Genomic DNA, 26168 nt, shown 5'->3' with positions numbered 1-26168 from the left:
CGCCGCTCAGGCCTCGCGCCAGGGGCCGACCCGTTCGCGGCGGCCCTGCTGGTCGATGAGCTCCCCGGCGTCGGCGAGGTCCCCGACCCGGTGGACCTTCACGAGGTTGGTGGTCCCGGCCACCCCGGGGGGCGAGCCGGCGCAGATGACGACCATGTCGTCCTTGCCGGCCAGGCCCTTCTCCTGCAGGTGGCGGTCCACCTGCCGGGTCATCTCGTCGGTGTGGTTGACCTTCGCCACCTGGATCGGCTGCACCCCCCACAGCAGCGCCATCAGCGCCAGCACCACCGGCTCCGGGGTGAAGGCCAGGATCGGGTGCGCCGGGCGCAGCCGCGACAGCCGGCGGGCGGAGTCCCCGGACTGGGTGAAGGTGCAGATGTAGCTGACGTCCAGCTGCCGGGCGATGGTCACCGCCGCCCGGGTCACCGCCCCCCCGCGGGTGCGCGGCTCGGTGCCCAGCCCCGGGACCCGCTCCAGTGCCTGGGACTCGGTGGCCTCGATGATCCGCGCCATCGTCTCGACGGTCTCGATCGGGTACTTGCCCACTGAGGTCTCCCCCGAGAGCATCACCGCGTCAGCCCCGTCGAGCACCGCGTTGGCGCAGTCGGAGGCCTCCGCCCGGGTCGGGCGGGGGTTGTCGATCATGGACTCCAGCACCTGGGTGGCCACGATCACCGGCTTGGCCCAGCGCCGGGCGAGCTCGATCGCGCGTTTCTGCACGATCGGCACCTGCTCCAGGGGCAGCTCCACCCCGAGGTCCCCGCGGGCGACCATGATCCCGTCGAAGGCGTCGATGATCTCGTGCAGGGCGTCCACCGCCTGGGGCTTCTCGATCTTGGCGATCACCGGCAGGCGCTGGCCCTCCTCGTCCATGATCTCGTGCACCCGCACGATGTCCTTCGCATCGCGCACGAAGGACAGGGCGATCAGGTCCACCCCGCGGCGGATCGCCCAGCGCAGGTCCTCCTCGTCCTTCTCCGACAGCGCCGGCACGCTCACGGCCACCCCGGGCAGGTTGATGCCCTTGTTGTTGGACACCGGCCCGCCCACCACCACCTCGGTGGTCACGGTGGTGTCGGACACGGCGGTGGCGACCAGGGCGACCTTGCCGTCGTCGATCAGCAGCGGGTCCCCCACCCGCACGTCCCCGGGCAGGCCCTTGTGGGTCGTGGAGCAGATCTCCTGGGTGCCCTCGACGTCCTCGATGGTGATGGAGAACACGTCCCCGGGGGCCAGCTGGTGCGGGCCGTCGGCGAAGCGGCCCAGCCGGATCTTCGGCCCCTGCAGGTCGGCCAGCACCGCCACCGTGCGGCCCAGCTCCGCCGCCGCCCGGCGCAGGTTCTCGTAGGAGGCGTCGTGGACCGTGTGGTCGCCGTGGCTCATGTTCAGCCGGGCCACGTTCACCCCGGCGCGGATCGCCCGGGAGAGGTTCTCGTAGGAGGAGATGGCCGGACCGATCGTGGCCACGATCTTCGCTCGTCGCATGTGTGCCGCCTTGGGTAGTCGGGTGTCCCGCGGGAGGACGTGCACCAGAAAGCGGCCGGGACGCCGCGCGGGGCGCGGCGGGGCTCCCGGCCGCTCTGCCTGGACGTCCGCCCCGGGGGCGGGGAGGTCGTCCTCAGCCTATCAATGCCCCCGGGGCTGTCGAGGACCGTAGCCGCCCGGGGGACGACGACGGCGCGGGCCGCACCCGGACAGGTGCGGCCCGCGCCGTCGTGCGGGCAGGTGCTACACGCTGAGGTCGATGGCCCGGTCGGTGGGGGCCACGGGCTCCGGCAGGCGGGTGGAGCCCAGCAGGAACCGCTCGACGGCGGCCGCGCAGGCCCGGCCCTCGGCGATCGCCCACACGACCAGGGACTGGCCCCGGCCGGCGTCGCCGCACGAGAACACGCCGTCCACGTTGGTCATGTACTGGTCGTCGCGGGCCACGTTGGTCCGCCCGTCCAGCTCGGCGCCGATCTGCCCGACGATCTCCTCGGACTCGTTGCCGGTGAAGCCCAGCGCCAGGAACACGAGGTCCGCGGGGATCACCCGCTCGGTGCCCTCCCGGGGGGCGCGGCGGCCGTCGGGCAGGTACGCGGTCTCGGCGACCTTCAGGCCGGTGAGCTTCCCGTTCTCGCCCACGAACTCCACGGTGGAGGCCATGTAGGTGCGGTCGCCGCCCTCCTCGTGGGAGGTGGAGACCTCGAAGACCCGCGGCATCATCGGCCAGGGGTCGGCGTCGGAGCGGTCCGCCGGCGGCTTGCGGCCGATGGCGAGGGACGTGACCGAGGCCGCGCCCTGCCGGTTGGCGGTGCCGATGCAGTCGGAGCCGGTGTCGCCGCCGCCCAGGACAATGACGTTCTTGCCCTTCGCGTCGATCTGGCCCTCGACCTCGTCGCCGGCCACCACGCGGTTGGCCTGCACGAGGTAGTCCATCGCGAAGTGCACGCCCTCGAGGTCGCGGCCCGGGATGTCCAGGTCGCGCGGGCGGGTGGCGCCGGTGGCGACGACCACGGCGTCGTAGCGGCGCTTGAGCTGGTCCCAGGTGATGTCCTTGCCGATCTCGACCCCCGGGCGGAAGCGGGTGCCCTCGGCGCGCATGACGTCGAGGCGCCGGTCGAGGACCTCCTTCTCCATCTTGAAGTCCGGGATGCCGTAGCGCAGCAGCCCGCCGATGCGGTCGTCGCGCTCGTAGACGGCCACGGTGAACCCCGCCTGCGTCAGCTGCTGGGCCACCGCGAGGCCGGCGGGGCCGGAGCCCACGACCGCCACGGTCTTGCCCACGAGCCGCTGCGGGACGAAGGGCTTGACGATCCCCTCGTCGAACTCCATCTCCCCGATCGAGTACTCGATCTGCTTGATGGTCACCGCGGGCTGGTTGATCCCGAGCACGCACGAGGACTCGCACGGGGCCGGGCAGACCCGCCCGGTGAACTCCGGGAAGTTGTTGGTGGCGTGCATGCGCTCGACCGCCTCGGCGTCGATGCCCCGCCACACGAGGTCGTTCCACTCGGGGATCAGGTTGCCCAGCGGGCAGCCCTGGTGGCAGAAGGGGACGCCGCAGTCCATGCACCGGCCGGCCTGCTGCTGCAGGACGCCGCGGTCCTGCGCCTCCTGGACCTCCTTCCAGTCCATGATCCGGACCGGCACGGGCCGCTTGGGGCGGTCGACGCGCTCGGTCACCTTCAGAAAACCGCGCGGATCAGCCACGGGTCGTCACCTCCAGGATCTTGTGCCAGGTCTCGTCGCCGTCGGGGTCCTGCCCCGTGGTGCGGGCCTCCTCGCGGATGCCCTGCACCGCGGCGTACTCGCGCGGGAGGACCTTGGTGAACCGCGAGAGGGTGGCCACGGGGTCGGCCAGCAGGCGGTCGGCGAGCTCGGAGCCGGTCTCTTCGGCGTGCTTCTTGATGAGCGCGAGGACGGTCTCGGCGTCCGCCTCGTCGAGCGGGAGCAGCTGCAGCTCGCCGCTGTCCCGGGCCTGCTTGTTGACCGAGGTCTCGGCCAGGTCGATGACGTAGGCCACGCCGCCGGACATGCCGGCGCCGAAGTTGCGCCCCGTGCGGCCGAGCACGAGGGCCAGGCCGCCGGTCATGTACTCGCAGCCGTGGTCGCCGATGCCCTCGACCACCGCGGTGGCCCCGGAGTTGCGGACCAGGAAGCGCTCGCCCACGGTGCCGCGCAGGAAGATCTCCCCGCTCGTGGCGCCGTAGCCGATGACGTTGCCGGCGATGACGTTCTCGGACGCCTCGAACACCGCGTCCCGCTCGGGGCGCACGATGATCCGCCCGCCGGACAGGCCCTTGCCGGTGTAGTCGTTGGCGTCGCCCTCCAGGCGCAGGGTGATGCCCTGCGGGAGGAACGCGCCGAGCGACTGGCCGGCCTGACCGGTGAGCGTGACGTCGATCGTGTCGTGGGCCAGGACGTCCGTGCTGAACGTCTTCGTCACCACGTGGCCGAGCATCGTGCCGACGGCGCGGTCGGTGTTGATGATCCGCTGCTGGATCCGCACCGGCTCCCGCTTCTCCAGGGCGGCCCGGGACAGGCGGATGAGCTCGTTGTCGAAGTGCTTCTCGAGCTCGTGGTCCTGCCCGCGCATGCTCCGCACGGCCGCGCCGGCGTGCTCGAGGGCCGTGGAGTGCAGGATCGGCGTCAGGTCCAGCCCGTGGGCCTTCCAGTGGTCGATCGCGGCCCGGGTCTCCAGGACCTCGGCGTGCCCGACGGCCTCCTCGATCGAGCGGAACCCGAGCTGGGCCAGGTACTCCCGGACCTCCTCGGCGATGAACTCGAAGAAGTTGATCACGTGCTCGGCCTTGCCGGTGAAGCGCTTGCGCAGCTCCGGGTTCTGGGTGGCCACGCCCACGGGGCAGGTGTCGAGGTGGCACTTGCGCATCATGATGCAGCCCTCGACGATCAGCGGCGCCGTGGCGAAGCCGAACTCCTCCGCCCCGAGCAGGGCGGCGATCACGACGTCGCGGCCGGTCTTGAGCTGGCCGTCCGCCTGCACGACCACGCGGTCCCGCAGCCCGTTGAGCATCAGCGTCTGCTGGGTCTCGGCGAGGCCGAGCTCCCATGGGCCGCCGGCGTGCTTGAGGGAGTTCAGCGGGGCCGCGCCGGTGCCGCCGTCGTGGCCGGAGACGAGCACGACGTCGGCCTTGGCCTTGGTCACGCCCGAGGCCACGGTGCCGATGCCGATCTCGGAGACCAGCTTCACGTGGATGCGGGCCTGCGGGTTGGAGCGCTTGAGGTCGTAGATCAGCTGCGCCAGGTCCTCGATCGAGTAGATGTCGTGGTGCGGCGGCGGCGAGATGAGGGACACGCCCGGGGTGGAGTGCCGGGTGCGGGCCACCCACGGGTACATCTTCTGGGCCATCAGCTGGCCGCCCTCACCGGGCTTGGCGCCCTGGGCCATCTTGATCTGGATGTCGTCGGCGTTGGTGAGGTACAGGCTGGTCACGCCGAAGCGCCCGGAGGCGACCTGCTTGATCGCCGAGCGGCGCTCGGGGTCGAGCAGGCGCTCGACGTCCTCGCCGCCCTCGCCCGTGTTGGACTTCGCGCCCAGCCGGTTCATGGCGATCGCCAGCGTCTCGTGCGCCTCCTGGGAGATGGAGCCGTAGCTCATGGCGCCGGTCTGGAAGCGCTTGACGATCGAGCTGACGGGCTCGACCTCCTCCAGCGGCACGGGCTTGCGGTCGGAGGCGAAGCCCAGCAGCCCGCGCAGGGTCATCAGGCTCTTCGTCTGGTCGTCGACGAGCTTGGTGTACGACTTGAAGATGTCGTAGCGGCCCGTGCGCGTGGCGTGCTGCAGGCGGAAGACCGTCTGCGGGTTGAACAGGTGCGGGGCACCGTCCCGGCGCCAGTCGTACTCGCCGCCGGTCTCGAGCTCCCGGAACGGCTCGGTGACGCCGTCCGCGGGGTAGGCGCGGCGGTGGCGGGAGGCGGTCTCCTCGGCGATGACGTCGAGGCCGATGCCGCCGATCTGGGTGTGGGTGCCCGTGAAGTAGTCGTCGACGAGCTCCTTGGACAGCCCGATGGCCTCGAAGACCTGGGCGCCGCAGTAGGACGAGACCGTGGAGATGCCCATCTTGGACATGATCTTCTGCACGCCCTTGCCGAGCGCCTTGAGCAGGTGGTGGACCGCCTGCTCGGGGGTGACGCCGGTGACGTCGCCGCAGCGCACGAGCTCCTCGGCGGACTCCATGGCCAGGTACGGGTTGACCGCGGAGGCGCCGTAGCCGATGAGCAGGGCCACGTGGTGGACCTCGCGCACGTCGCCGGCCTCGACGACCAGGGCGACCTTGGTGCGGGTCGCCGAGCGCAGCAGGTGGTGGTGCACCGCGGAGGTCAGCAGCAGCGAGGGGATGGGGGCCCACGCGCCGTTGGAGTCGCGGTCGGAGACGATGATGTACTCCACGCCGCGGGCCACGGCCGCGGAGACCTTCTCGCAGATCTCGGCGATCCGCGCGCGCAGGGAGTCCGCGCCGCCGTCGGGGCGGTACAGGCCGCGGACCCTGAGGGCCGCGGGCATCCCGTCCTCGCCCTCGATGTGCAGGAACTGGTCCAGCTGGTCGTTGTCGATGACCGGGAAGTCCAGGGCGATCTGGCGGGTGCGCACCCGCTCGGTGGTCAGCAGGTTCCCGGACGGGCCGATGGACCCGCGCAGGCTGGTGACGAGCTCCTCGCGGATCGCGTCCAGCGGCGGGTTGGTGACCTGGGCGAAGGACTGCACGAAGTAGTCGAACAGCGACCGCTGCCGCTCGGCGAGCACGGCGATGGGGGTGTCGGTGCCCATCGCGTAGATCGGCTCCGCGCCCTTGGACGCCATGGGGCCGATGATCATCTTCAGCTCCTCCTGCGTGTACCCGAAGGTCTTCTGGCGCAGGGTGACGGAGGAGCGGGGGTGGACCATGTGCTCGCGCTCGGGCAGGTCCTTGATGTCGACGATGTTGGCGTCGGCCCACTCCTCCCACGGGGCGGCGGAGGCGATCTCGGCCTTGATCTCCGCGTCCTCGACGATCCGCCCGCGGGCGGTGTCGACGAGGAACATGGTGCCCGGGGACACGCGGCCCTTGCGGATCACCTTGCGGTCCCCGATGTCGACGACGCCGACCTCGGAGGCGAAGACGACCAGGCCGTCGTCGGTGACCCAGAAGCGGCCGGGGCGCAGCCCGTTGCGGTCCAGCAGCGACCCGACCTGCACGCCGTCGGTGAAGGCCACGGCGGCGGGTCCGTCCCACGGCTCCATGAAGGAGGCGTGGTAGCGGTAGAACGCCTTGCGGGCGGGGTCCATGGTCTCGTGGTTCTCCCAGGCCTCCGGGATCATCATCATCATGGCCTGGGTGACGGGCCGGCCCGCGAGCACGAGCAGCTCGGCGACCTCGTCCAGGGACTGCGAGTCGGAGGCGCCCTCCGAGCAGATCGGGAACAGCTCCTCGGGGCTGCGGCCCAGCAGCGGGGACTTCAGCTGGGACTGGCGGGCGCGCATCCAGTTGCGGTTGCCCTTGACCGTGTTGATCTCGCCGTTGTGCGCGAGCGTGCGCATGGGCTGGGCCAGGGGCCAGGAGGGGAAGGTGTTGGTCGAGAAGCGCGAGTGCACGATGGCGAGCTCGGTGCTGAAGCGCTCGTCGGAGAGGTCCGGGTAGAACGGCTCGAGCTGCTGCGTGGTGAGCATGCCCTTGTAGACGATCGTGCGGGAGGACAGCGACGGGAAGTAGACGCCCAGCTTGTTCTGGGCGCGCTTGCGCAGCCGGAACGCCTTCTGGTCCAGGCGGCGGCGGGCGGCCTCGTCCTCGGGCTGCGGCGCGGTCTCGGCCACGAACAGCTGCACGAAGTAGGGCATCACCGCGCGCGCCGACGCGCCGACCACGGACTCGGCCACCGGCACGGGCCGCCAGCCCAGGACCTGCAGCTCCTCGGAGCCGGCGAGCTCCTCCAGGGCGGCCTGGAGCTGGTCGGCGTTCGTCCCGCCGGTGGGCAGGAACGCGGTGCCCGCGGCGTAGGCGCCCAGCGGCGGCAGCCCGAAGTCCACGACGGCGCGGAAGAACTCGTCGGGCAGCTGGGTCAGCAGCCCGGCCCCGTCGCCGGTGCCCTCGTCGCCGCCCACGGCGCCGCGGTGCTCGAGGTTGCGCAGGGCGGTCAGCGCGGCGTCGACGATCCCGTGCTCCGGGGCGCCGTTGAGGGTCGCGACCACGGCCAGACCGCAGGCGTCCTTCTCCTCGTCCGGGTGGTAGAGGCCCTGTTCCTGCGGCGCGTTCGAGAACTGCTCGAAGGGGGACGTCGCCTGCTCCTCGGCGGTCTCGGCGGGAGCGGCCGGACGGGGGTCCGTGCCGTCCTGGGCGGAAGGGTCACCGGGAGTGCCGGCGGGGGTAGAGGTCATGACAGACGTCTCCTCACCATGAGATGCGGTCAACAGGAGCGGCCCCTGCGGCAGAGCCCCGGTCGGGAGGTGCCGCCGGATCGTGAGCTGCCGTCGGCGCCCTCGAACGGTGGTCGATGAGGTGCCGAACGGCGGAAGGGCCCCGTTCCAAGAATGTCCGACGATGGACGGTCGTGGCGTGCGCGGGAGCGGGGGACGTGGTTCGCCCGTCGCTCGGTCGTGCGCCAGAGAAATCTAGCACCCCCATGTTACAAGTCTGAAAACTCTGGCGCTCCCCGCGGCCCTCCGCCGCGGCCGGCGGCGTCAGGCCCGGCCGGCCTCCACGGGGTCGCGGCGCGCCCGGCGCCGGCGCAGCGTCGCCGCGGCGAACAGCGCCAGGCCGAGCAGGACGAGCCCGAGGGCGGTCCACACGTGCACGCGCAGCCCGAGGACCACGAGGGAGGGGTCGATGCGCAGGAACAGCTCGATGAGCATCCGGCCCACGCCGTAGTGGACGAGGTAGAGGGCGAACAGCCGCCCTCCGTCCAGCCGGAACCTGCGGTCGAGGGCCAGCAGCAGCACCACGCCGGCCAGGTTCCACAGCGACTCGTAGAGGAACGTGGGGTGGAAGAGCGTGTCGGCGGGCAGCCCGGCCGGGAAGTTGGCGTTCGCGGGGTCGATCTCGAGGCCCCACGGCAGGGTGGTGGGGCGGCCGAAGAGCTCCTGGTTGAACCAGTTGCCCCAGCGCCCGACGGCCTGGGCCAGGAGCAGCCCCGGGGCCAGGGCGTCGGCGAAGACGGACAGCGGGATCCCGTGCCGGCGGCACACCCACCACGCCGCCAGCGCCCCGAAGGCCACGGCGCCCATGATGCCGAGCCCGCCCTCCCAGATCCGCAGGACGTCCAGGGGGTCGGCGCCGGGGCCGAAGTACCCGGCCGGGTCCGTGATCAGCACGTGGTAGGCGCGGGCCCCCACGATCCCCGCGGGCACGGCCCACATGGCGATGTCCCAGACGATCTCGGGGTCGTGGCCGCGGGCCGCCCATCGGCGGGTGGTCAGCCACAGGGCGGCGGCGATGCCCGCGAGGATGCACAGCGCGTAGGCGTGGACCGTCAGCGGCCCCACGGAGAAGCCCGACCAGTCCGGGGACGGGAGGCCCCGGTGGACGGGCACGGACAGCAGGGCGGGGGGCAGCAGCATGGATCGGTCGCCTCGCGGGATCAGTGGGCTCGGGCGGGCGCCGCGCGGCGCCCGCCCGTCACCGTATCAGGCGCGCCCGGACAGCTCGCGGGCCAGCGCGCCCACGGCCTCGGGTCCGCCGTCGGCCAGGGCCTTGACCAGGGCGGTGCCCACGATCACGCCGTCGGCGTAGGCCCCGATCTCCTCGACGTGCTCGCGGCGGGAGACGCCCAGGCCCACGCACACGTTCTCGGCGCCGGCCGCGCGGGTGTCGGCCACGAGCTGCTCGGCGACGTCGGAGACCGCGTCCCGGGCACCGGTCACGCCCATCACGGAGACCGCGTAGACGAAGCCGCTGGCGGCCTTCACCACGAGGTCCAGCCGCTCGCGCGAGGAGGACGGGGCGACCAGGAAGATCCGGTCCAGCCCGTGCCGCTGCGAGGCCTCGAACCACTCGGCGGCCTCGTCCGGGATGAGGTCCGGGGTGATGATCCCGGCTCCCCCGGCCGCGGCGAGGCGCTCGGCGAACGTGTCGACGCCCATCTGCAGGACGGGGTTCCAGTAGGTCATCACGACGGGCACGGCGTCGGTGCGCTCGGCCACCGCCCGGACCACCCGGAACACGTCGGCCACCCGGAAGCCGTGGGCGAGGGCCGTCGTCGTCGCGTGCTGGATCACGGGGCCGTCCATGACGGGGTCCGAGTACGGGATGCCGATCTCGATGACGTCCGCGCCGTTGGTGCCCAGGGCCACGGCCGCCTCGATGGACTCCTCCACGGTGGGGAAGCCGGCGGGCAGGTAGCCGACGAGGGCCGGCCGGCCCTGCGCGCGGCACTCGGCGATGCGCGCGGCGAGCCGGGAGCCGGCCTCGGCGCGCAGCCCCGGCGGCAGGATCCGGGCGGCGAGGTCGGCGCCGGCCGGCCCGGACGGGGTGGTGTCGTTGCGGGTGGTGGTCACAGCTGTTCGCCCTTCTCGCCGAGCTCCTCCTCGGAGCTGCCGTCCGGGAGCATCCCGAACCATTCCGCGGCCGTGGCCACGTCCTTGTCGCCGCGCCCGGAGAGCGAGACGACGACGATCTTCTCCGCGGCGGCCGGCGCGCCGAGCTCCTCCACCCAGCGCCGGCCGATCTTCAGGGCCCCGGCCAGCGCGTGGGAGGACTCGATGGCGGGGATGATGCCCTCGGTGCGGCTCAGGAGCTTGAACGCGTCCATCGCCTCGGTGTCGGTGATCGCCTCGTAGCGCACCCGCCCGATGTCGTGCAGGTAGGAGTGCTCGGGGCCCACGGCCGGGTAGTCCAGGCCCGCGGAGATCGAGTGGGACTCCACGGTCTGCCCGTCCTCGTCCTGCATGAGGTAGGTCTTCGCGCCGTGCAGCACGCCGGGCCGGCCCAGGGAGATCGTCGCGGCGTGCCGGCCGGTCCCCACGCCGTCGCCCCCGGCCTCGAAGCCGTAGAGCTCCACGGCCGGGTCGTCCAGGAAGCCGTGGAAGATGCCGATCGCGTTGGACCCGCCGCCCACGCACGCGGCCACGGCGTCGGGCAGCCGCCCGGCGACGTCGAGGGACTGCTCGCGGGCCTCCTCGCCGATCTGCTCGTGGAAGTAGCGCACCATCGCGGGGAAGGGCGCGGCGCCGGCCGCCGTGCCGAGCAGGTAGTGGGTGGTGTCCACGGAGGCCACCCAGTCGCGCAGGGCCTCGTTGATGGCGTCCTTGAGGGTGCGGGAGCCGTTCGTCACGGGCACCACCGTGGCCCCGAGCAGCTCCATGCGCGCCACGTTGAGGGCCTGGCGGCGGGTGTCCTCCTCCCCCATGTAGACCACGCACTCCATCCCGAACAGGGCGGCGGCCGTGGCGGTGGCCACGCCGTGCTGGCCCGCGCCGGTCTCGGCGATCAGGCGGGTCTTGCCCATCCGCCGGGCGAGCAGGGCCTGGCCCAGGACGTTGTTGATCTTGTGGGAGCCGGTGTGGTTGAGGTCCTCGCGCTTGAGCAGCACCCGGCACCCGGCCTGCGCGCCGAAGCGCTCGGCTTCGGTGAGCAGGGACGGGCGCCCGGAGTAGTCGCGGGAGAGCCGCTGGAACTCGGCGGTGAACGCGGGGTCGGCCTTGGCCTTCTCGAAGGTGTCCGTGAGCTCGTCGAGGACGGCGATCAGGGACTCGGGCATCCAGCGCCCGCCGAAGTCGCCGAAGTAGGGCCCGGGCGCGTGGCGCAGGGAGGCGGCCCGCGCGGCGACGGCCTCGGCCTCCTCCGCGGGGGCGTGGCGGCGGGCGCGGGCGGCGGCGCCGGCCGCGCGGAAGCCCGCGATGGTCGCGGCGGGGTCCGCGCTGCGCACGAGGGCCTCGCCCACGAGCACCGCCCGGGCCCCGTGGGAGGCGTAGAGGGCGACCTGCTCCTCCCCCTCCACGCCGGACTCGGCGACGACCACGGCGTCCTGGGGCAGCCGGCCGGCGAGCCGGCCGAAGGTGTCGACGTCCACGTCGAGGGTCTTGAGGTTGCGCACGTTGACGCCCACGATGCGGGCGCCGGCGGCCACGGCGCGCTCGACCTCCTCGGGGGTGTGGGTCTCCACGAGGGCGTGCATGCCCAGCTCGTGGGTCAGCTCGAGGAAGCGGCGCAGCTGCTCGTCGGACAGGGCCGCCACGATGAGCAGCACGAGGTCGGCGCCGTGGGCGCGGGCCTCCCAGATCTGGTACTCGTCGACCGTGAAGTCCTTGCGCAGCACGGGCACGCCCACGGCCGCGCGCACGGCGTCGAGGTCCGCGAGGGAGCCGTTGAAGCGCCGCTGCTCCGTGAGCACCGAGATGACGGACGCGCCGCCGTGCTCGTAGGCGGCCGCGAGCCGGGCGGGGTCCGCGATCTCAGCCAGCGCGCCCTTCGAGGGGCTGGAGCGCTTGACCTCGGCGATCACCTGGAGGGCGTCGGCGCGGGGTCCCCGCAGCGCGGCCTCGGCGTCGAGGGCGGGCGGGCGCTGGGCGGCCAGCCGGCGGAGCTCGTCGAGGCCGACCTGCTCCCGGCGGGCGGCCATGTCCGCGCGGACGCCCTCGATGATGGCGTCCAGGACGGTCCCGGTGCTCTGTTGCGACATGCTTTCCTGTCCTCTCGGCGGCGAGGGCCGCCCTGCTGAGTGCTGCGGGAGGCTCGGGCCGGGCCCGGTCGTCCGGGCGCGACGACCGGCCCCGGACGGGACCGGTCATCGGCGCGCCGCGTCCCGGGGCCGGCTCGCACCGGCCCCGGGCCCGGTCGTCGCGGGCCTAGTGGTGGCGGGCCTCGTGCTTGCGCTGCTCGGAGCCGGCGCCGTGGCCCATCGAGCGCAGCACCGCCCCGGCGACGAGGCCGACGACGACGAGGACGATGCCGATGATCAGCACGGGGGTGCTGCCCATGGTGAAGCCCACGACGCCGACGATGACGCCCACCGACATGATCCCGACGGTCGCCCAGGCAGCGAGCGTGTTGCCGTGCCCCACGAAGCCCGTGTGGTCGAGGACGATCTCGTTTCCGTTTGCCATGTTCTTGCACTCCCGACTTCCCGGCCGAGGCCCGGCCGGCCTCGATCCCGCGGTCCCGGTCCGGGCCCGGCGGTTGCTGACACTCTGTCCCGCCCCATTGTGCCACCCCTGGGCGCGCCCCGCGCACGCGGCACGGGGTCTCAGGCGGTGGGGTCCCGGCCCTCGGTGAGGGCGTCCCACGAGTCGATCTCGTCGCCGGTGCGGGCGCCGCCCGCGGCGGCCTCGGCGGCGGGGCGCTCGTAGCGCCGCGCCGCCGTCCAGGTGCGGCCCGCCACGAGCGCCCAGAGCCCGCACAGGGCCACGAGGCCCGCCGCGGCCGCGGCCAGCCACGGCCAGGCGGTCAGGGCGTAGTCGCCGCCGGCGTTGACCATGCCCGTGGTCTCCCCCACCACGGTCTGCGCGGCACCGGACGGGTCGGCCAGCACGGACGCGGCCGCGGCGAGCGCCCCCAGGCCCGCGAGGGCCACCACGACGGCCACGACCGGGCGCAGCGCGCGCCCGGAGATCGCGGTCGCCAGGGCGCCGGCGGCGGCGACGAGGCCCAGGGCCGTGACGGCCGGGGCGGCGTCGGAGCCCGCGACGTCGACGGTGATCGGCTCCAGCGTGGTCCGCACGGTCGCGGAGACCCACGTGGCGGCGGAGCACGCGAAGACCGCGAGCGCCGCGACGAGCGTGCCGAGCACGACCGGGGCCTTGCGGCTCAGGCGGGCGCGGGCCGGGGCCCGGTCCCGGTCCCGGTCATCAGCCACGCTCGGCCACCGCGTGCGTGTCCGTGGCGATCCGGTCGACGTCGAGCTCGTGCAGGCGCTCGGCGAGCAGCACCGCCCGCAGCGGGGCCGTGGCCTTGTTCAGGGACTCGAGCGCCTCCGTCTCCGGGTCGGAGTCCGCGACGATGCCGCCGCCGGCCTGGACGTAGGCCTTGCCGTCGACGAGCAGGGCCGTGCGGATGGCGATGGCCATGTCCATGTCCCCGGCGAAGTCCAGGTAGCCGACCACGCCGCCGTAGACGGCGCGGCGCAGCGGCTCGTACTCGTCCAGCAGGCGCAGCGCCCGCGGCTTGGGCGCCCCGGAGAGGGTGCCGGCGGGGAACGTCGCGGCCAGGACGTCGTAGGCGGTGGCGTCGGGGCGCATCCGCCCGACGACGTTGGAGCACAGGTGCATGATGTGGCTGAAGCGCTCGACCTCCATGAACTCCGTGACCTCCACGGAGCCGGGGACGGCGACCTTGGAGATGTCGTTGCGGGCGAGGTCCACGAGCATGAGGTGCTCGGAGCGCTCCTTCTCGTCCTGCAGCAGGTCCCGCTCCAGGGCGAGGTCCTCCTCGACCGTCCGCCCGCGGGGGCGCGAGCCGGCGATGGGGTGCGTGACGGCCTGGTCCCCCGAGACCGTGACGAGCGCCTCCGGGGAGGAGCCCACGACGGAGAAGGGCCGGCCCTCGGCGTCCTCGAAGCTGTAGAGGTACATGTAGGGGCTGGGGTTGATCGCCCGGAGCATCCGGTAGACGTCGAGGGAGTCGGCGGTGCACTCCGTCTCGAAGCGCCGGGAGACGACGACCTGGAAGATCTCCCCGTCCACGATCGCCTTCTTGCCCTCCACGATGGAGTTCATGAACAGCGTGCGGTCCCAGCTCTGGGAGACCTTGGCCTCGAGGTCCCCGCCGATCTCGTCGGTGCCGGTGAGCGTCGAGACGCTGACCTGCCCGAGGGGGCGGGCGAGCTTCTCCACCATGGCGTGCACCCGGGCGAGGGCGTCGGCGTAGGCCTCGTCGACGCGCTGGTCGGTGTCGTCGAAGTTGATGGCGTTGGCCACGAGCATGACGGTGCCGTCGGTGTTGTCGTGGATCGCGATGTCCGAGACGAGGTTCATGGCCAGCTCGGGCAGGTGCAGGTCGTCCTCGGGCGGGTGGGGGAGCTTCTCCCAGCGGCGCACGGCCTCCCAGCCCACGAAGCCCACGAGGCCGGAGGTCAGCGGGGGCACGTCCTCGAAGCGCTCGGTGTGCAGCAGGGCCATCGTGTCCCGCAGGGCCTCGACCGGGCTGCCGCCCGTGGGGACCCCGGCCGGGACCTGGCCCAGCCAGTGCGCCTGCCCGTCCTTGGCGGTGAGGGTCGCCCGGGAGTTCGCGCCGACGAAGGAGTAGCGGGACCACACGCCGCCCTCGGCGGCCGACTCCAGGAGGAAGGTGCCGGGGCGGGCGGCCCCGTCCTCGAGGGCGAGGGCGCGGTAGAGGCCGATGGGGGTCATGGCGTCGGCGAGGATCTTGACGCGGACGGGGATGACGCGGCGCTCCGCGGCGAGCGCGCGGAACTCCTCGAGCGTGGGGCTGACGGTGCCCAGGTCCTGCATGGGTGTCGACCTGTCTTCCTGGTGACGGTGGAACGGGAGGATCGGGTGGGTGGGGCGCGGTGCGGCCGGTCAGACGGCGGCGGCGGCGCCGAGGTCGCGGCCGTCGAAGCAGGTGCGCGTGCCGGTGTGGCAGGCCGCGCCGGTCTGGTCCACCTGCACCAGCAGGGCGTCGCCGTCGCAGTCCAGGTGCACGCTGTGCACGCGCTGCACGTGCCCGGAGGTGTCGCCCTTGCGCCAGTACTCCTGCCGGGAGCGGGACCAGAACGTCACGCGGCCCTCGGTGAGGGTCCGGCGCAGCGCCTCGTCGTCCATCCAGCCGAGCATGAGCACCTCCTTGGTGTCGTGCTGCTGCACCACGGCGGCCACCAGGCCGGAGGGGTCGCGCTTCAGGCGCGCCGCCACGGCGGGGTCGAGGACATCGGTTCCGGGGGTCTGCTCGCTCATCGCCCTCCATCCTAACGACCTGCCGCCCCGCGGCCGGTCCGGCGGCCGCGGGCCCTGCTCGCCGGCGTCCGGGGCTCACCCGTGCAGGGTCGTCCCCGGTGACTGCCCGAACCGCCGGCGGTAGGCCGCGGCGAAGCGTCCCGTGTGGGGGAAGCCCCAGCGGGCGGCGATCCCCGCGACGGTCGCCCCGGCGGCGGGGTCGGCCTCCCGCAGGTCGCGGTGGGCGGCCTCCAGCCGGGCGTCGCGGAGATAGGCGATCGGGGTGGTGCCCAGCTCGCGGCGGAACGCCACCTGCAGCCCGCGCGGGCTCATCCCGGCGGCGCGGGCGATCCCGGCGAGGCCGATGTCCTCGTCGAGGTGCTCGTCGACGAAGGCCGTCGCCCGGCGGAGCCGTGCGGGCGCGACCCGGGCGGAGCCGGGCGGCGGGGACTGGGTGAGGAAGGTGTTCGGGAAGCAGTGCAGCAGCGCGGTGGCGAGGGACCGGAACGCCGTGCCCCGGACCAGGGGGTGCTCCATCGCCTCGGTGTTGGGCAGCACGTCCTGGTGGAGGTGGCGGACCTCGGCGAGCCAGTAGCGGGTCAGGGCCGGGGACGGCGGCGTCCACCCCGTGAACGCGAGCTGCAGCGACTCCTGCCCGAGCAGGCCCCGGGCGTGCTCCTGCACGGCCTCGGCGTCCAGCACCACGGAGCCCAGCTCGAGCATGCCTTCCCACCGGCCCCCGTAGACGCCCTGCGGGAGGAGGAACGGCAGGCGCGTGGTGATCCGGTCCTGGCCGGAGTCCACGGTGAGCCGCCCGGTGAGGACGTGGGTGACGGTGAACGTGCCGGAGACGTCGCCGGTGCCGGAGGACGCGGTCGTGCCCAGCCGGAAGCGGTGGGCCAGCAGCGGCCCCGCCGAGGCCGCGGAGACGCTGAACTCGAACGAGCCGTCCGTCGGCGCGCGCAGACCCAGTCCCCGGTAGAGCTGGGCCATGGCGGCGATGCCCTTCTCGGGGTCCCGGGTCGAGTACGACGACCGGTGGAACGCGGTGCTCATCCGCCGGGGCCGCGAACGGCCCGCCGGCGCCCACGAGCGCCGGCGACCGCTCTCGTCATGGTGTCCGGTCCGGGCCTAGCGCCGGTTGAGGAACTTGCGCAGCATGCCGCCGACCCCGGCGCCGCCCGAGCGGCGGGTGCCGGCCTGGCCCGCGGCGTTCACCCCGCGCGTCGTCCGGCGCCCGCCGGCGGCCCCGGCGGCGCGGGTCCCGCCCGTCAGTCGTCCGGTGGCGTTCCTGAGGATGTTGTTCAAACCCACGGTGGACTCCTTCGTCGTCAGCGCCCTGGGGGCGGACCGCCGCCAGGGTGCTGACGACTGTACGCCGTCCGCGTGTCCGCGGCTACGCCCGGCGCCGGGTCGCCGCCGTGGGCCGTCACGAAGGCCCGGCCGCCGTGCACGGGCCGCGCCCGCACCGCCGCCGGGGTGCGAGCGGCTCAGCGGACCTCGTAGCCGGCCGCGCGCAGGGCGTCCTTGACCTCGGCGATCGCGTGCACCGGCCCGAAGTGGAAGATCGAGGCGGCCAGCACGGCGTCGGCGCCCGCGGCCACGGCGGGCGGGAAGTGCTCGGGCGCCCCGGCCCCGCCGGAGGCGATCAGGGGCACGTGCACCCGCTGCCGCACGGCGGAGATCATCTCGAGGTCGAAGCCCTCCCGGGTGCCGTCGGCGTCCATGGAGTTGAGCAGGATCTCCCCCACGCCGCGGTCCTCGGCCTCGCGGGCCCACTCCAGGGCGTCGAGGCCGGTGAGCGTGCGCCCCCCGTGGGTGGTGACCTCGAAGCCGGAGGGGGTGTTCCCGGTGCGGCGGGCGTCGAGGGACAGGACGAGCACCTGGCTGCCGAAGTGCCCGGTGATCTCGTCGATGACCTCCGGGCGGGAGACCGCGGCGGTGTTGATGGAGGTCTTGTCCGCGCCGCAGCGCAGCAGCCGGTCGACGTCGGCGACCGCGCGGACGCCGCCGCCCACCGTGAGCGGGATGAAGACCTGCTCGGCGGTGCGGGTGACGACGTCGAAGGTGGTCTCCCGCGCGGCCGAGGACGCGGTGACGTCGAGGAACGTCAGCTCGTCGGCGCCCGCCTCGTTGTAGCGCTTGGCGAGCTCCACGGGGTCGCCGGCGTCGCGCAGGTTCTCGAAGTTGACGCCCTTGACGACGCGACCGGCGTCGACGTCCAGGCAGGGGATGACACGTACGGCAACGCCCACGGGCGGGACCTCCTCGGCTGCGGCGGGTGGGGGACGGGGTCAGATCCGGGCGGCCTGGATCGGGGAGACCAGGATCGCGCGGGCACCGATCTCGTAGAGGGCGTCCATGACCTTGTTGGTCTCCGCCTTCGGGACCATGGCGCGCACGGCACAGCCGTTGCCGCGGCCCAGCCGGGCGATGGTCGGGCCCTCCATGCCGGGGGTGATCCGGGTGGCGGCGTCGACGAGGTCCTCGGCGACGTCGTAGTCCATCAGCACGTACTGCCGGGCCACGAGCACGCCCTGCAGGCGCCGGCGCAGCACGGCCAGGCCCTCGGGCTCCTCGGCGGTGCGGCGGCGGATGAGCAGCGCCTCGGAGGTCATGATGGGCTCGCCGAAGACCTGCAGGCCCGCGGCGCGCAGGGTGTTGCCGGTCTCCACGACGTCGGCGATCGCGTCGGCCACGCCCAGCCGGATGGAGGACTCGACGGCGCCGTCGAGGCGGACCACGGACGCGCCGACGCCGCGCTCGGCGAGGTAGTCGCGCAGCAGCCCGTCGTAGCTCGTCGCGATCCGCTTGCCCTTGAGCTGGGCGATCGAGCTGAACTCGCCCGCGGGGCCCGCGAAGCGGAACGTGGAGCGGGCGAAGCTCAGCGGCAGGTCCTCGTCCGCGTGGGCGCCGGAGTCCAGGAGCAGGTCGCGTCCGGTGATGCCGACGTCGAGGGTCCCGCCGCCCACGTACACCGCGATGTCGCGGGGGCGCAGGTAGAAGAACTCGATGTGGTGCTCGGGGTCCACGAGGACCAGTTCGCGCGAGTCGCGGCGCTGCCGGTACCCGGCCTCCTTGAGCATGGTGACGGCGGCTTCGGACAGGGCGCCCTTGTTGGGCACTGCGACACGCAGCATGGGGATCCTTCTCGGCTTCGAGGGGAGGCGCTCCGGCAGGAGCGTCCCGGTGGGAGCGGGGTGCGGAGGCGGCGGGGCGCTCAGAGGTGGGTGTAGACGTCCTCGAGGCGCAGGCCCTTGGCGACCATCATGACCTGCAGGTGGTAGAGCAGCTGCGAGATCTCCTCGGCGGCCTGCTCCGGGGTCTCGTACTCGCACGCCATCCAGACCTCGGCGGCCTCCTCGACGATCTTCTTGCCGATCCCGTGGACCCCGGTGTCGAGCTCCCGCACGGTGCCGGAGCCTTCCGGTCGGGTCACGGCTTTGTCGCTGATCTCGGCGAAGAGGGTCTCGAAGGTTTTCACGCCTCCCAGGGTAATGGGTCGGCGCGGCCGCCCCGGACGGCGCCGCGCGCGGGCGCCGTCCGGGGCGGCCGGTCAGACCTGCAGGGCGCGCAGCAGCAGCGCGGTCTGCACAGCGGCGGCCGCGGCCTCGTAGCCCTTGTCCTCGTGGGAGCCCTCCAGGCCCGCCCGGTCGAGGCCCTGCTGCTCGGTGTCACAGGTCAGCACACCGAAGCCCACCGGCACGCCGGTGCGCACGGCGACGTCCGTGAGGCCCTGGGTGGCGGCGGAGCACACGTAGTCGAAGTGCGGGGTCCCGCCGCGGATCACGACGCCGAGCGCCACCACGGCGTCGACGGTCGGGGCGAGCCGCGCCGCGGTCACGGGCAGCTCGAAGCTGCCGGGCACCCGCACGACCGTCGGGTCCGCCACCCCGGCGTCGGCGAGCGCGCGGCGGGTGCCGTCGAGCAGCCCGTCCATGATCACCGTGTGCCAGCTCGAGGCGACGACGGCGACGCGCAGGCCGGCCGCGTCGGCGGTGCTGAGGTCGATGTCGGGGGCTCCGTGTCCGCTCATGGGGTGCTCTCTCCTGTGCTCTCGAGGGGCGTGGTCTGGTGGAACGTGGTCTCGTGGAACGCGGTCTCGTGGAACGCGGTCTCGTCGTTGAAGCTGTCGCTGTCGGTGATCCCGCCGGCGGCGTCGTCCACGTGGCGCAGCCGGTGGCGCATCCGGTCGCGCTTGGTGGCGAGGTAGTCGTGGTTCTCCGGGCGGGCCGGGACCTCGTTGGGGACCATCTCGGTCACCTCGATGCCCAGGTCCGCGAGGTGCTCCGCCTTGGCGGGGTTGTTGGACAGCAGCCGGATCCGGGTGAGCCCGAGCCGGTGCAGGATCGCCGCGGCCGCGGTGTAGTCCCGGGCGTCGGCGGGCAGGCCGAGCAGCTCGTTGGCCTCGACGGTGTCCGCTCCCCCGTCCTGGAGCTTGTACGCGCGCAGCTTGTTGACGAGGCCGATGCCGCGGCCCTCGTGGTTGCGCAGGTACAGCAGGGTCCCGCCGTCGGCGGCGATCCGGCGCAGCGCCAGGTGCAGCTGGGGTCCGCAGTCGCAGCGGAAGGAGCCGAAGACGTCGCCCGTGAGGCACTCCGAGTGCAGCCGCACGAGGGGCGGCGCGCCCGCCGGGGAGCCGGCGGGGGGCGGCGCGGTGAGGCTCAGGTGCTCGGCGACGACCTCGCCCGGCCCGCCCGGCAGCTGCCAGCCCACCACCTCGAACCGGCCCTCGGGCGTGGGCACCACGACGGGCTCGGTGCCGACCAGGGCGGCGGAGGGGGTCATGGGCGCGGCTCCCGCAGGTGCACCACCAGGTCCTCGATGCTCACCAGGGGCATCCCGTGGCGGTCGGCGAACGCGCGGAGCGCCGGCAGGCGCATCATCGACCCGTCGTCGTGGACGAGCTCGGCGATGACGCCCACGGGCTCGAGGCCTGCGAGGGAGCACAGCTCGACGGCCGCCTCGGTGTGCCCGCGCCGGGCGGCGACCCCGCCCTCGGCGGCGCGCAGCGGCAGCACGTGCCCGGGCCGGGTGATGTCCCCGGGCCCGGCCTGCGGGTCGGCGAGCACCCGGGCCGTGAGCGCGCGGTCCGCGGCGCTGATGCCCGTGCTCACGCCCTCCCGGGCGTCGCACGTGACGGTGTAGGCGGTGCCCTTGGCGTCCTCGTTGACGGCGACCATCGGCGGCAGCCGCATCGCGTCCGCCCGCTCGCCGGTCAGGGGCACGCACACGACCCCGGAGGTGTGCCGGACGGTGAAGCCCATGAGCTCCGGGGTGGCGTGCCGGGCGGCGAAGACGATGTCGCCCTCGTTCTCGCGGTCCGCGTCGTCGACGACGACGACCGCGGCGCCGCGCGCCACCGCCGCGACGGCCGCCGCGACCGGGTCGAGGCGGATCTGCTCCGCCCCGGCCGCGCCGGCGTCCTCGTGGGTGCTGCTGGTGCGCATCATGCTCCTTCTGCTGCCGTGGACGCGGCCGTGGACGCGGCCGTCGATGCTGCGGGGGACGCCGCCGCGCCGGCGTCGAGCCGGGCGAAGGCCAGCAGGCGCTGGGCGTACTTGGCCAGGACGTCGACCTCGAGGTTGACGCTCGAGCCCACCGGGCGGCGCCCGAGGGTGGTCTCGGCGAGGGTCGCGGGGATCAGCCCGACCTCGAACCAGGGCTGCTCCGCGCCCGGCGCGCTGACGGCGGTCACGGTGAGGGACACCCCGTCGACGGCCACGGAGCCCTTCTCCGCGAGGAACGGGGCGAGCTCGGCGGGCAGGGCCATCCGCACGCGCTCCCACTCGCCGAGGTCCTCGCGCTCGGCCACCGTGCCGGTGCCGTCCACGTGGCCCTGGACCACGTGGCCGTCCAGCCGGCCGCCGGCGGGCACGCACCGCTCCAGGTTGACGGGGTCGCCCGCGGCCAGGGCCCCGAGGTTCGTCCGGGCGAGCGTCTCGCCGATGACGTCGGCGAGGAACTGCCCGGCGCCGATCTCCCCGGTGCGCGTGGCGGTGAGGCAGACCCCGTTCACGGCCAGGGAGCCGCCGTGCGGCAGGTCGGCGACGAGCGGGCCGGCGTCGACGAGCAGGCGGGCGCTCGTGCCGTCGGGCCGGGTCTCGACCGAGCGGACGGTGCCCTGCCCGGCGACGATTCCTGTGAACATCGGCTTCTTCCTCTGCTTCCTCTGCGTCTTCGGGGTCTTCTGCTGCTGGTGCTTCTGCTGCTGGTGCCTCGGCTGCGCCGTGAACCGCGGGACGGCTCAGGCCGCGGGGGTCGGCCGCAGGTGGATCCATAGGTCCGGGCCCAGCTGCTGCACGGGCCCGCCGCCGGCGGGGTCGAGCCGCCAGCGGACGGCGTCGGCGAGGGTGCCGACGCCGAGCTCCTCGAACGCCGGCCGGCCCGCGCCCAGCAGCAGCGGGGCCTGGTAGAGGCTGAGCTCGTCGACGAGGCCCGCCCGCAGGAAGGCCGCGCCGACGGTGGCCCCGCCCTCGACGAGCACGTGGCGCACCCCGGCGTCGTAGAGCTCGGCCAGGGCGGAGTGGGGGTCGTGGGTGGCCACGTGCCGGAAGCGGCCGTCGGCCCCGCGCATCGCGGCGCGGGCCGGGACGGGGCGCAGGCCCATGGCCACGCGCAGGGGCTGGCGGGCGACGGCGCCGCCGTCCCCGGTGCGGGCGGTGAGCCGGGGGTCGTCGGCGAGGACGGTGCCGGTGCCCACGAGCACCGCGTCCGCGCGGGCGCGGACGTCGTGGCCGTGCTCGCGCGCCGACGGCGACGTGATCCACTGGCTGGTCCCGTCGGCGGCCGCGATCCGGGCGTCGAGGGACTGGGCGACCTTGAGCGTCACGAACGGGCGCTGGGCGCGCATGGTCTCGCCCCAGCGGTCGTTGAGCCGCTCCGCCTCCTCGGCGAGCAGCCCGGAGCGCACGTCGAGCCCGGCGGCGCGCATCGTGGCGGCCCCGCCGGAGGCGGCGGCCGTGCGGTCGGGGGCGCCGAAGACCACCCGGGGCACCCCGGCCTCGGCGATGGCCTCGGCGCACGGTCCGGTCCGGCCCCAGTGGTTGCAGGGCTCCAGGGTCACGTACATCGTGGTGCCGCGCAGGTCGGTGCCGGCGGACGCGGCCCGGTCGAGCACGTCGACCTCGGCGTGGGGGGTGCCGGCCCCGCGGTGGTGGCCGACGTGCAGGATCCGCCCGGAGGCGTCGACGAGGACGGCGCCCACCAGGGGGTTGGCCCCGCGGGGGCCGCGGGCGGCCGCGTGCAGGGCGGTCCGCATGACCGACCGCTCGGCGTCGCCGCCGGGCTCGCGCTGCGGGTCCATCGCGCCGTCCTTTCCCGGGTCGGAACCGGGGCGCAGGACAACGGTGACGCCGCCGGGACCCGGCGGCGCGGTGGCGCGTCCGTGCGGGCGCGCCACGAGGGCCGTTGAACGTGTTGCCTTCCATCCAGACTGTGACTGTCGGTACCGGAGTTCCACCGGTTCGGCCGGACGCCGGGCCCCGGCGGGCGCGGGGCGCCTGCAGGAACGTCGTCGTCCGGTTCGCGGACTGTGACCGCCGGTTCGGACTTGCACCGACCCCGGAACACGTTGTTGTTGTCCCGATTATGACACAGCGCCGCGCGGCCGGGCGGCAGCGTCCCGGCGGGCCTGACCGGAGGGCCTCAGCCCTGGTGGGCGGCGGCGCGCAGCGCGGCGATGGCGGCCTCGGGGTCCCCGGCGCCGTAGACGGCCGAGCCGGCCACGAAGGTGTCGGCCCCCGCCTCCGCCGCGCGCACGATGGTCTCCGCGGTGATCCCGCCGTCCACCTGCAGCGCCACGCGGCCGCCGCCCGCGCGGATCGCCTCGGCGGCACGGCGGATCTTCGGCAGCGTCACGTCCAGGAACGCCTGCCCGCCGAAGCCCGGTTCGACGGTCATCACCAGCAGCATGTCCAGCTCCGGGAGCAGGTCGAGGTAGGGCTCCACCGGGGTCGCCGGGCGCAGGGCCAGCCCGGCGCGGGCCCCGTGGGCGCGCAGCTCGCGGGCGAGCCGCAGCGGGGCGCGGGCCGCCTCGGCGTGGAAGGTGACGGACTCGCAGCCGAGCTCGGCGTAGGCCGTGGCCCACCGGTCCGCGTCCTCGACCATCAGGTGGACGTCCAGCGGCACCGGGCTCACGGCGAGGACCCGCTCCACCACGGGCAGGCCCAGCGTGAGGTTGGGGACGAAGTGGTTGTCCATGACGTCCACGTGCACGGCGTCGGCGGTGGCGATCCGGCGCAGCTCGCCCTCGAGGTTGACGAAGTCGGCGGAGAGGATCGAGGGGTGGATGCAGGTGCGGGACACGGGGGCTCCTGAGGTGGCGGTCGGGTCGGGGCGTCAGTGCTTGCGCAGCAGGGCCAGGAACATGGCGTCGGTGCCGTGGACGTGCGGCCACAGCTGGACGGTCGCGGGACCGGACGCGCCCTCCCAGGGGCGGGACGGGTCCCGGTCCCCGTCGAGCGCGCCGGGCAGGGCCGCGCCGCGGGCGGGGCCGAGCGCGTCGACGAGCTCGGCGTCGTCGCGCCCGGCGAGCACGTCCTGGACCACGGCCAGCGTCTCGGCGGCGTGCGGGGAGCAGGTCGCGTAGGCGACCAGCCCGCCGGGGCGCGTGACGTCCAGCGCGGCCCGGAGCAGCTCGCGCTGCAGCGGGCCCAGCTCGGCGAGGTCCCGGGGGGTGCGCCGCCAGCGGGACTCCGGGCGGCGGCGCAGCGCGCCGAGGCCGGTGCAGGGGGCGTCCACGAGCACCCGGTGGAAGCCCGCCTCCGCGGCGGGCCGGCCGCCGAGCAGCTCGGCGGCGTCCCGCCCGTCGCCGGTGCGCACCGTCCACGCCCGCCGGGGCACGGGGCGCAGGGCCTGGCGGACGAGCTCGGCCCGGTGCGGGGCGACCTCGTTGGCGGTCAGGTGGGCGCCGGATCCGGCGGCGAGGGCGGCGAGCAGCGCCGCCTTGCCGCCGGGTCCGGCGCACAGGTCGAGCCAGCGCTCGCCCGCGGTGTCCTGCTCCCCGGCCGTCACCAGGGCGCGGGCCACGAGCTGGGAGCCGGCGTCCTGGACGCGCACGCCGCCCCCGCGCACGGAGTCGAGCCGGTGCAGGTCCCCGCCGCTGCTCAGCGCGGAGCCGGGGACGAGCGGACCGGGCTCCGCCCCGGTCTCGAGGGCCTCGGCCAGCTCGCCCAGCCCGGGCAGGGCCACGAGGTTGACCACCGGCGCGGCGTTGTCCGCCGCCAGCAGGGCCTCGAGCTCGGCGGCGTCCCGGCCGTGGGCGGTCAGCGCCTGGCGCAGCGCGCGGACCTCCCAGGCCGGGTGGGCGTGGGCGAGGCCGAGGCGCGCGGCGTCGTCGGGGGCGTCGGCGGTCAGCTGCGTGACCCAGGCCGCGAGGTCCCTGGCCGCGACCTTGCGCAGCACCGCGTTGACGAGCCCGCCGGGTCCCGCGCCGATCTCGGCGCGGACGAGCCCGACCGTCTGGTCGAGGGCTGCGTGGTCGGGCACGCGCATGGCCAGCAGCTGGTGGACGCCCAGGCGCAGGGCGTCGAGGACCGCGCCGTCGAGGTCGGCCAGGGGCCGGTCGACGCAGCGGGCGAGCACGGCGTCGTACGTGCCCTGCCAGCGCAGCGCCCCGTAGGCGAGCTCGGTGGCGAACCCGGCGTCCCGCCGGTCCAGGCGGTGGGCGCGGATCAGCTTCGGCAGCACGAGGTTGCCGTAGGCGCCCTCCTCGGACACGGCCCGCAGGGTCTCGAAGGCGGCGAGCCGGGCGGGGTCCGCCCGGCGGGTGCGGCGCCCCGGCGCCGAGGAGGAGTAGGAGCGCTCCGCCTGCGCGCGCCGGTTGCGCTCGTGGCCCTTGGCGTTGCGGCGCGGGCCCTCCTGCCGGCGGTCGCGCTCGGGGCGCCCGCCCCGCCGCTCGCCGTGCTGCCGGTCGTTGCGCTCGCTCACTCGAAGACCACTCCTGTGTCGGTGTTCCGGCCGCGCGCCCACGCGGCGGCGTCCATCGTTCTCTTCCCGGCCGGCTGCACCCGGGTGAGCTCCACGGCGTAGGAGCCGGTGCCCACGAGCACCGCCCCGCCGCGCAGCACGCACTGCCCGGGGGCCAGGTCCCGGTGGTCCGGCCGGGCGAGGACCCGGTCGAGCTTGAACCGCTGCCCGTCGAGCACGGTCCACGCCCCCGGTTCCGGGGTCACCCCCCGCACGCGGTGGGCCACGGCCACGGCCGGCTCCGTCCACCGGACGCGGCCGTCCTCGCCCGTGAGCTTGGGGGCGAGGCTGACCTCGCCCTCCTGCGGGACCGGCCGGGCGGTGCCGTCGACGACGGCGCGCAGGGACTCCGCCAGCAGCGGGGACCCCGAGCGGGCGAGCCGGTCCAGGACCGTCCCGGCGGTGTCGTCGGGACGGACCTCGTCGGTCAGGGTGCCGAGCACCGGCCCGGTGTCGAGGCCGGCCTCGAGCAGGAAGGTGCTGGCCCCGACCACGGTGTCCCCCGCCATGAGGGCGCGCTGGACCGGGGCGGCGCCGCGCCACTGCGGCAGCAGCGAGAAGTGCAGGTTGATCCAGCCGTGGGGCACGGCGTCGAGCGCGGCCTGCGGGACGAGGGCGCCGTAGGCCACGACGGCGGCGACGTCGGCGCCCAGCCCGCGGATCCGCTCGGTCAGCTCCGCGTCCACGCGGTTGGCCCTGAGCACGGGCAGGCCCCGCCGCTCGGCCTCCTCCGCCACCGGCGAGGGCGTGAGCACCCTCCGGCGGCCCACGGGGGCGTCGGTGCGGGTGAGCACGGCCGCGATCTCGACGTCGGGGCGCTCGGCCAGGTGGACGAGGGGCGGCACGGCGACGGACGGCGTGCCGGCGTAGAGGATCTTCACGGCTCTCCTGGGAATCTTGCCGGACGGGCGGGGGG

At 74.5% G+C, this 26168-nt stretch carries 22 protein-coding genes, 2 pseudogenes and 1 riboswitch; all 24 genes and pseudogenes read right to left on the bottom strand.

What is annotated here, in order from left to right; translation table 11 throughout:
* Positions 1 to 6 precede the first annotated feature (6 nt).
* A complete protein-coding gene (gene pyk / locus ACYSMR_RS15110; protein ID WP_461746269.1) occupies positions 7 to 1485 on the bottom strand; it encodes a pyruvate kinase in 1479 nt (492 codons plus the stop codon).
* A 243-nt stretch (positions 1486 to 1728) separates the two neighbouring features.
* On the bottom strand, positions 1729 to 3192 hold the full coding sequence (locus tag ACYSMR_RS15105) for a glutamate synthase subunit beta (RefSeq protein WP_251332437.1): 1464 nt from the start codon (positions 3190 to 3192) through the stop codon (positions 1729 to 1731).
* Positions 3185 to 7855, bottom strand: a complete 4671-nt coding sequence (gene gltB / locus ACYSMR_RS15100) for a glutamate synthase large subunit (RefSeq protein WP_461746267.1) — start codon at positions 7853 to 7855, stop codon at positions 3185 to 3187. Before gltB ends, ACYSMR_RS15105 begins: the two co-directional genes overlap by 8 nt.
* A 303-nt stretch (positions 7856 to 8158) precedes the next feature.
* Complete coding sequence (lgt, locus tag ACYSMR_RS15095) at positions 8159 to 9034, bottom strand: prolipoprotein diacylglyceryl transferase (RefSeq protein ID WP_309126062.1); 876 nt, start codon at positions 9032 to 9034, stop codon at positions 8159 to 8161.
* 66 nt (positions 9035 to 9100) lie between these two features.
* Entirely contained in the window at positions 9101 to 9907 is an 807-nt protein-coding gene (gene trpA / locus ACYSMR_RS15090; RefSeq protein WP_375142402.1) for a tryptophan synthase subunit alpha, read from the bottom strand.
* A 59-nt stretch (positions 9908 to 9966) separates the two neighbouring features.
* Positions 9967 to 11226: pseudogene (trpB, locus tag ACYSMR_RS15085) on the bottom strand (tryptophan synthase subunit beta); the annotation flags it as partial.
* A gap of 54 nt (positions 11227 to 11280) precedes the next feature.
* Positions 11281 to 12093: pseudogene (trpC, locus tag ACYSMR_RS15080) on the bottom strand (indole-3-glycerol phosphate synthase TrpC); the annotation flags it as partial.
* Between the two features lie 166 nt (positions 12094 to 12259).
* A complete protein-coding gene (locus tag ACYSMR_RS15075) occupies positions 12260 to 12517 on the bottom strand; it encodes an HGxxPAAW family protein (RefSeq protein WP_251332440.1) in 258 nt (85 codons plus the stop codon).
* Positions 12518 to 12657: 140 nt separating this feature from the next.
* Complete coding sequence (locus ACYSMR_RS15070; protein WP_461746264.1) at positions 12658 to 13266, bottom strand: Trp biosynthesis-associated membrane protein; 609 nt, start codon at positions 13264 to 13266, stop codon at positions 12658 to 12660.
* Entirely contained in the window at positions 13259 to 14860 is a 1602-nt protein-coding gene (locus ACYSMR_RS15065) for an anthranilate synthase component I (protein ID WP_251332442.1), read from the bottom strand. Before ACYSMR_RS15065 ends, ACYSMR_RS15070 begins: the two co-directional genes overlap by 8 nt.
* Positions 14861 to 14929: 69 nt before the next feature.
* Positions 14930 to 15304, bottom strand: a complete 375-nt coding sequence (gene hisI, locus ACYSMR_RS15060; protein WP_251332443.1) for a phosphoribosyl-AMP cyclohydrolase — start codon at positions 15302 to 15304, stop codon at positions 14930 to 14932.
* Between the two features lie 75 nt (positions 15305 to 15379).
* A complete protein-coding gene (locus ACYSMR_RS15055; RefSeq protein ID WP_251332444.1) occupies positions 15380 to 16339 on the bottom strand; it encodes a helix-turn-helix transcriptional regulator in 960 nt (319 codons plus the stop codon).
* A 75-nt stretch (positions 16340 to 16414) separates the two neighbouring features.
* The gene (locus ACYSMR_RS15050) at positions 16415 to 16597 is read right to left on the bottom strand and encodes a hypothetical protein (RefSeq protein ID WP_309125457.1); all 183 of its coding nucleotides are present in this window, start codon (positions 16595 to 16597) and stop codon (positions 16415 to 16417) included.
* Between the two features lie 176 nt (positions 16598 to 16773).
* Positions 16774 to 17538 carry an imidazole glycerol phosphate synthase subunit HisF gene (gene hisF / locus ACYSMR_RS15045; protein ID WP_309125458.1) on the bottom strand — a complete coding sequence of 255 codons (765 nt, stop codon included), beginning with the start codon at positions 17536 to 17538 and terminating at the stop codon, positions 16774 to 16776.
* A 39-nt stretch (positions 17539 to 17577) separates the two neighbouring features.
* Positions 17578 to 18423: an ATP phosphoribosyltransferase gene (gene hisG / locus ACYSMR_RS15040; protein WP_461746260.1), complete on the bottom strand. Its 846-nt coding sequence runs from the start codon at positions 18421 to 18423 to the stop codon at positions 17578 to 17580.
* Positions 18424 to 18503: 80 nt separating this feature from the next.
* The gene (locus ACYSMR_RS15035; RefSeq protein ID WP_251332448.1) at positions 18504 to 18767 is read right to left on the bottom strand and encodes a phosphoribosyl-ATP diphosphatase; all 264 of its coding nucleotides are present in this window, start codon (positions 18765 to 18767) and stop codon (positions 18504 to 18506) included.
* A 72-nt stretch (positions 18768 to 18839) separates the two neighbouring features.
* Positions 18840 to 19319 (bottom strand): 6,7-dimethyl-8-ribityllumazine synthase, encoded by a 480-nt coding sequence (ribH, locus tag ACYSMR_RS15030; protein WP_309125459.1) that lies wholly within the window; start codon positions 19317 to 19319, stop codon positions 18840 to 18842.
* Entirely contained in the window at positions 19316 to 20071 is a 756-nt protein-coding gene (locus ACYSMR_RS15025; protein ID WP_461746258.1) for a GTP cyclohydrolase II, read from the bottom strand. Before ACYSMR_RS15025 ends, ribH begins: the two co-directional genes overlap by 4 nt.
* A complete protein-coding gene (gene ribB, locus ACYSMR_RS15020; RefSeq protein ID WP_251332451.1) occupies positions 20068 to 20733 on the bottom strand; it encodes a 3,4-dihydroxy-2-butanone-4-phosphate synthase in 666 nt (221 codons plus the stop codon). The genes ACYSMR_RS15025 and ribB overlap by 4 nt, the downstream gene beginning before the upstream one ends.
* On the bottom strand, positions 20733 to 21434 hold the full coding sequence (locus ACYSMR_RS15015; protein WP_461746256.1) for a riboflavin synthase: 702 nt from the start codon (positions 21432 to 21434) through the stop codon (positions 20733 to 20735). The genes ribB and ACYSMR_RS15015 overlap by 1 nt, the downstream gene beginning before the upstream one ends.
* Before the next feature lie 96 nt (positions 21435 to 21530).
* Positions 21531 to 22589 carry a bifunctional diaminohydroxyphosphoribosylaminopyrimidine deaminase/5-amino-6-(5-phosphoribosylamino)uracil reductase RibD gene (gene ribD / locus ACYSMR_RS15010; RefSeq protein ID WP_309125461.1) on the bottom strand — a complete coding sequence of 353 codons (1059 nt, stop codon included), beginning with the start codon at positions 22587 to 22589 and terminating at the stop codon, positions 21531 to 21533.
* 106 nt (positions 22590 to 22695) lie between these two features.
* Positions 22696 to 22859, bottom strand: a riboswitch (FMN riboswitch).
* A 71-nt stretch (positions 22860 to 22930) separates the two neighbouring features.
* A complete protein-coding gene (gene rpe, locus ACYSMR_RS15005; protein ID WP_251332454.1) occupies positions 22931 to 23590 on the bottom strand; it encodes a ribulose-phosphate 3-epimerase in 660 nt (219 codons plus the stop codon).
* Positions 23591 to 23623: 33 nt separating this feature from the next.
* The gene (locus tag ACYSMR_RS15000; RefSeq protein WP_461746253.1) at positions 23624 to 25213 is read right to left on the bottom strand and encodes an RsmB/NOP family class I SAM-dependent RNA methyltransferase; all 1590 of its coding nucleotides are present in this window, start codon (positions 25211 to 25213) and stop codon (positions 23624 to 23626) included.
* Complete coding sequence (gene fmt, locus ACYSMR_RS14995; RefSeq protein WP_461746251.1) at positions 25210 to 26133, bottom strand: methionyl-tRNA formyltransferase; 924 nt, start codon at positions 26131 to 26133, stop codon at positions 25210 to 25212. The genes ACYSMR_RS15000 and fmt overlap by 4 nt, the downstream gene beginning before the upstream one ends.
* Positions 26134 to 26168: the final 35 nt, after the last annotated feature.

Source organism: Kocuria sp. U4B (genome assembly GCF_054875615.1).
This window is presented reverse-complemented; position numbering and strand designations above follow the sequence as displayed.